Genomic DNA, 5,800 nt, shown 5'->3' with positions numbered 1-5,800 from the left:
TCCAGCAACGCCGGGTGCAGACCGAACGCAGCCCCGGTGTCGCGCACGTCCTCCGGCAACGCGATCTCGGCGAACACCTCGCCATCGCGCCGCCAGGCCGCCCGCAGCCCCTGGAACACCGGACCGTAACCGAACCCCGCCGCCGCGAACCCCTCGTACAGCCCATCGACCGGTACGGACTCCGCACCCGGCGGCGGCCACTCCACCAGATCGAACGAGGCGGCCTGCTCCTCGGCCGACAGGAAGCCCGTGGCGTGGACGGTCCAAGGACGGTCGGACCAGGCAGTCCCGCCGTCCGTGTCCTCCTGCGGGCGGGAGTAGACGCTCAGCGGGCGGCGTCCGGACCCGTCGGGTGCACCCACCGCGAGGCACAGCCCTATCGCGCCCGCCGCCGGGATGACCAGCGGAGCCTCCAGGGCCAGCTCGTCCACCACTGCGCAGCCGACCTGGTCACCGGCGGCAACCGCCAGGTCCACGAAGGCCGTTCCCGGGAGCAGCACGCTGCCGGCCACGGCGTGGTCGGCCAGCCACGGGTGCGTCTCGACGGAGAGGCGGCCGACGAAGAGGTGCCCCTCCGAGTCCGGCAGGCCGACGACCGCGCCGAGCAGCGGGTGGTCGATCGCACCCAGTCCGGCCGCCGTGACGTCACCGCCCTGGAGCGCGCCGGTGTCCAGCCAGTACCGCTCCCGCTGGAAGGCGTAGGTGGGCAGGTCGACGCGCTGGGCGCCGGTGCCCGCGAACACGGCCTGCCAGTCCACCTTCACGCCACGGACGTGCAGCTGGGCCAGGCCGGTGGTGAAGCTCTCCGCCTCCGCACGGTCGCGGCGCAGGACCGGCGTGAACACCGCGTCCTCGCTCACGCACTCCTGGCCCGTCGCGGAGAGCGTCCCGTCCGGGCCCAACTCCAGGAAGGTACGGACGCCTTCACGCTCCAGGGCCTGGACGGCATCGCGGAAGCGGACGGCCTCGCGGACGTGCCGCACCCAGTAGTCGGCGGTGCTGAGCTCGTCGGTGATGTCACCGGTCAGGGTGGAGACGATCGGGATACTGGGCTCGCCGAAGGTCAGGCCCTTGGCGACGGCCCGGAACTCCGCGAGCATCGGCTCCATCAGCGGCGAGTGGAACGCGTGGCTGACGGTGAGCCGCTTGGTCTTGCGACCGTCGGCGGCCAGCTTCTCCGCGACCTCCAGCACGGCCTGCTCGGCACCCGAGATCACCACCGAGGTCGGACCGTTGACCGCCGCGATCCCCAACTCCTCGGTGAGGAACGGCAGCACCTCGTCCTCGGACGCCTGCACCGCCACCATCGCACCACCAACCGGCAGCGCCTGCATCAGCCGGCCGCGAGCCGCCACCAGAGCGGCGGCATCCGCCAGCGACAGCACACCCGCCACATGCGCGGCAGCCAGCTCACCGATCGAATGCCCCGCCAGGAACTCCGGCCGCACACCCCACGACTCCACCAGCCGGAACAGCGCCACCTCGACCGCGAACAGCGCTGGCTGCGTGTAACCGGTCTGCTCCAGCTCCTCGCCGCCGAACACCACCTCACGCAACGGACGCGCGAGACGCCCGTCCAGCTCCGCGCACACCGCGTCGAAAGCCCCGGCAAAGACCGGGAACGCCTCGTACAACTCGGCACCCATACCGACCCGCTGGCTCCCCTGCCCAGCGAACAGGAACGCCACCCGCCCCGCAGAACCCGCGGCGCCGACCACCGACCGTGCCGCAGACTCGCCGCGCGACAGCGCCGCCAGGCCGGCCAGGGCCTCGGACCGGTCACGGACGAGGAGCGCCGCCCGCTGCTTGAAGGACGCGCGCGAGGTGGCCAGCGAGAAGGCGACATCCGGGACGCCCGCTTCAGGCGCGGCCGTCAGCCAGTCCAGCAACCGCTGCGCCTGTCCCCGCAGCGCCTCCGCAGTCCGCCCGGAGAGCACCCACGGCACGAACGGCGCTGCCGAAGGCGACCCGGCCGCTTCCTCGGCCTCGGCCGCGTCGGCCGCAGGCGCCTGCTCCAGGATGGTGTGCGCGTTGGTGCCGCTGACTCCGAAGGACGAGACCGCCGCCCGCCGCGGCCGCCCGGTCTCGGGCCACGGCCGCGCCTCCGTCAGCAGCTCCACCGCGCCAGCCGACCAGTCCACGTTGTGCGTCGGCCGGTCCACGTGCAGCGTCTGCGGCAGCACACCGTGCCGCATCGCCATCACCATCTTGATGATGCCGCCGACACCCGCCGCCGCCTGGGTGTGGCCGATGTTGGACTTCAGCGAACCGAGCCAGAGCGGCGCGGAGCCGTCGCGGTTCTGCCCGTAGGTCGCCAGCAGGGCCTGCGCCTCGATCGGGTCGCCGAGCGTCGTGCCGGTGCCGTGCGCCTCGACCGTGTCTATCTGACTCGCCGTCAGCCTGGCGGTCGCGAGCGCCTGTCGGATCACCCGCTGCTGGGAGGGCCCGTTGGGGGCGGTGAGCCCACTGCTGGCGCCGTCCTGGTTGACGGCGCTCCCGCGCACGATCGCCAGCACCGGGTGCCCGTTGCGCTGCGCATCCGAGAGACGCTCGACCAGCAGAATGCCGACGCCCTCGCCCCAGCCGGTGCCGTCCGCCGCAGCGGCGAAGGACTTGCAGCGGCCGTCGGCGGCCAGTCCGCGCTGGCGGCTGAAGTCGATGAAGGCATTGGGGGTGGACATCACGGCGACGCCGCCGGCCAGGGCCAGCGAGCACTCGTCCGCGCGCAGCGCCTGGATCGCCCAGTGCAGCGCGACCAGGGAGGAGGAGCAGGCGGTGTCGACGGTGACGGCCGGGCCTTCCAGGCCGAGCGCGTAGGCCACCCGGCCCGAGGCGACACTGCCCGAGTTGCCGTTGCCGAGGTAGCCGGCGACCTCCTCGGGGACGTCCAGCAGGCGGGAGGCGTAGTCGTGGTACATCACACCGGCGAAGACACCGGTCCGGCTGCCCCGGACGGCCTCCGGGTCGATGCCCGCCCGCTCGAACGCCTCCCACGAGGTCTCCAGCAGCAGCCGCTGCTGCGGGTCCATCGCCAGCGCCTCACGCGGCGAGATGCCGAAGAAGTCGGGGTCGAACTGGGCGGCGTCGTGCAGGAACCCGCCCTCGCGGGTGTACGAGGTGCCCGGGTGGTCGGGATCCTCGTGGTGGAGGGTGGCGAGGTCCCAGCCCCGGTCGGTGGGGAAGCCGGAGACGCCGTCGGTGCCGGTGGCCACCAGCTGCCAGAGGTCCTCGGGCGAGGTCACTCCGCCGGGGTAGCGGCAGGCCATGCCGATGATGGCGATCGGTTCCGGCTCCTGCTCCTCCAGCTCGCGCAGCCGCCGACGCGTCTCGCGCAGATCGGCGGTCGCCCGCTTGAGGTAGTCGAGGAGCTTCGCTTCGTTCTCCACGCCTTGTCCGTCCCACCCTTGAACCGGTCGTGAGGGCCGTGCCGGCCGCTTCCGGACGTCCGAGTCGGAACACGTCGTCGGGAAGGTTCGGGCATGACCGCCAATGACTCGCAATGACTCGTGCTTAATGGCCTGCGCCCACAACTCCCCGCCCGTGCGGGAGAAATCCTGCCCAGCAGTATTCGGTCACAATTGCCGGGAAGCGATTGCGGAGAATACTTGCGCCCTTTCAAGCTAGCAGCGGGCCGGGTCGGCACACATCCCCTACTCTGCCCCTACCGCCCCTGTCCGGACTGGGCCGCGCCACCCATGCTATACATGGTCCGGCACAGTTGAGTGTTCATTATCCCTTTCCGTCGGCGCGCATGACGGCGTAACACGACGGCGTTTCAGTATGCGTGTGATCCCTGCCGCGCTTCCATCGTCGCCGTTGTCGCGTCCCGCTCGATTTGCAGGAAGCAATGAATACAGCACGCGCACCGCAGGCCGTGGATTCCGATTCCACCGCCGTCGTCGTCGACCGGCTGGTCAAGAGATATCGCAACCGGCCGACGCCGGCCGTCGACGACCTCAGTTTCACCGTGAGGACCGGTGAGGTGTTCGGCCTGCTCGGCCCGAACGGCGCCGGGAAGTCGACCACCATCGGCATCATGACCACCCGGGTCGCCCCGACCTCGGGCCGGGTGTCCATCCTCGGGGTCGACGTGGTGAGCCGGCCGGCCGCCGCGCACCGGGTGTTCGCGGTGGTCCCACAGCGCAACAACCTCGACCGTTCACTGACCATCCGGCAGAACCTGGTCTTCCACGCCGGCTACCACGGCATGGGCCGGGCCGAGCGCAACCGGCTGGCCGACGAGAGCCTCGACTGGGTGGGCCTCGGTGACCGGGGGAAGGCCAGGGTGGACGAGCTTTCCGGGGGCCAGGCGCAGCGGGTGATGATCGCCCGCGCGCTGATGCACCGGCCCAGGGTGCTCTTCCTGGACGAGCCGGCCACCGGTCTCGACCCGCAAGCCCGGCTCTTCATCCACGAGCGGGTGGCCGAACTGAGCCGCCGGGGCGTCACCGTGGTGATCACCACACACGACATGGACGAGGCCGCCAAGCTCTGCGACCGGGTCGGCATCGTCGACCGCGGCAAGCTGCTGGCACTGGACTCGCCGCAGGCCCTGACCTCCTCACTTAGCGGCACCGGCACCCTCACCTTCACCCTGCGGGCCGCCGGGGCGCCGGCCGAGGAGCGTGAACTCACCGATCTGGTCCGGGTACTGGAGAAGATCGAGACGGTGGAGCGGGTCGAGACCGTCGAGGTCGGTGCCGACGTCCCCGACCGACTGCGGCTCTACACCACCGGCCGGCCCTCGGCCACCCTGCCCGCGGCGGTCAGCGCCCTGAGCGAACTGCACTGCGACATCGAGGACGTGTCGCTGGGCGGGCTGACCCTGGAAGACGTCTTCATCGAACTGACCGGGAGAGAACTCCGTTGAGCGCGACCGCAACCCTTCCGCAGACCGGCAAAGGCGGCTCCGCGGCACGGACCTTCGCCTTCATCCTCTGGCGGGACGTCTTCGTGACGGGACGCGAGCTGATCCCGTTCCTCGCCCAGGTGCTGGTCGAGCCGTTCTTCATCCTGTTCGTGTTCGGCAAGGTCCTCTCCGGCCTCGGCTACACCGGCCACGGTTTCCAGCAGGTGCTGCTGCCGGGCGTGGTGGCGCTCAGCAGCTTCCTGGTCGCGCTGCAGAACACCGCCTTCCCGCTGATCGTCGACTTCTCCTTCACCAAGGAGATCGAGGACCGGCTGCTGTCCCCGATCCCGCTCGCCCTGGTGGCGGTCGAGAAGGTGGTGTTCGGGGCGATCCGCGGTCTGGTGGCCGCCGCGGTGATGATCCCGCTCGGGTTCCTGGTCCTGGACGGTGTGCACTGGCCGGCCTCCAGCGTCCTGCCGGTCGCCGGTGTGCTCGCGCTCGGCTCGCTGGCCGGCGCGACCGTCGGGCTGACCATCGGCACCGCGGTGGAGTCCCGCCACATCAGCATCATGATCGCGGTCGTGCTGACCCCGCTGATGTTCACCGGCGCGACCCAGTTCCCGTGGTACGGCCTGTCCTCGGTGCGGCCGTTCCAGGTGATCTGCGCGCTCAACCCGCTGACGTACGTCAGCGAGGCGATGCGCGCGGTGCTGCTGCCACACGGTGAACCGCGGTCGATCCCGCTCGGGGTCGACCTGGCCGCGCTCGCGGCGGCCTGTGTGCTGTTCGGGCTGCTCGGCATCCGGGGCTTCCGCCGGCGGGCGCTGGACTGACGCGGCGAACAGCGGAGCGGCGGCGCATCATCGATGCGCCCCACGGCCGGGGTGTGGCCTCCGCGCTGCTGGAGCACATCGCGGCGGTCGCCCAGGAGCGCGGCATCCGCCGGTTCAC

The 5,800-nt window shown here is 71.2% G+C and carries 3 protein-coding genes; 2 read left to right on the top strand and 1 reads right to left on the bottom strand.

All coding sequences use genetic code 11. From position 1 onward, the window contains the following. On the bottom strand, positions 1-3,386 hold a 3,386-nt coding region (locus ACWDAK_RS40385; RefSeq protein ID WP_427394915.1), incomplete at its 3' end, for a type I polyketide synthase. Between the two features lie 461 nt (positions 3,387-3,847). Here ACWDAK_RS40385 and ACWDAK_RS40380 point away from each other — a divergent pair. Both ACWDAK_RS40380 and ACWDAK_RS40375 read left to right on the top strand, forming a co-directional pair. Beyond that, entirely contained in the window at positions 3,848-4,870 is a 1,023-nt protein-coding gene (locus ACWDAK_RS40380; RefSeq protein WP_344640329.1) for an ABC transporter ATP-binding protein, read from the top strand. Further along, positions 4,867-5,682 (top strand): ABC transporter permease, encoded by an 816-nt coding sequence (locus tag ACWDAK_RS40375; RefSeq protein WP_344640328.1) that lies wholly within the window; start codon positions 4,867-4,869, stop codon positions 5,680-5,682. Before ACWDAK_RS40380 ends, ACWDAK_RS40375 begins: the two co-directional genes overlap by 4 nt. Positions 5,683-5,800: the final 118 nt, after the last annotated feature.

The sequence above is a fragment of the Kitasatospora sp. NPDC001175 genome (genome assembly GCF_053598215.1).
This window is presented reverse-complemented; position numbering and strand designations above follow the sequence as displayed.

What these genes read in the sequence shown, in the direction of transcription:
- ACWDAK_RS40380 (WP_344640329.1), top strand. Translation starts at nt 3,848, where the DNA reads ATGAATACAGCACGCGCACCGCAGGCCGTGGATTCCGATTCCACCGCC.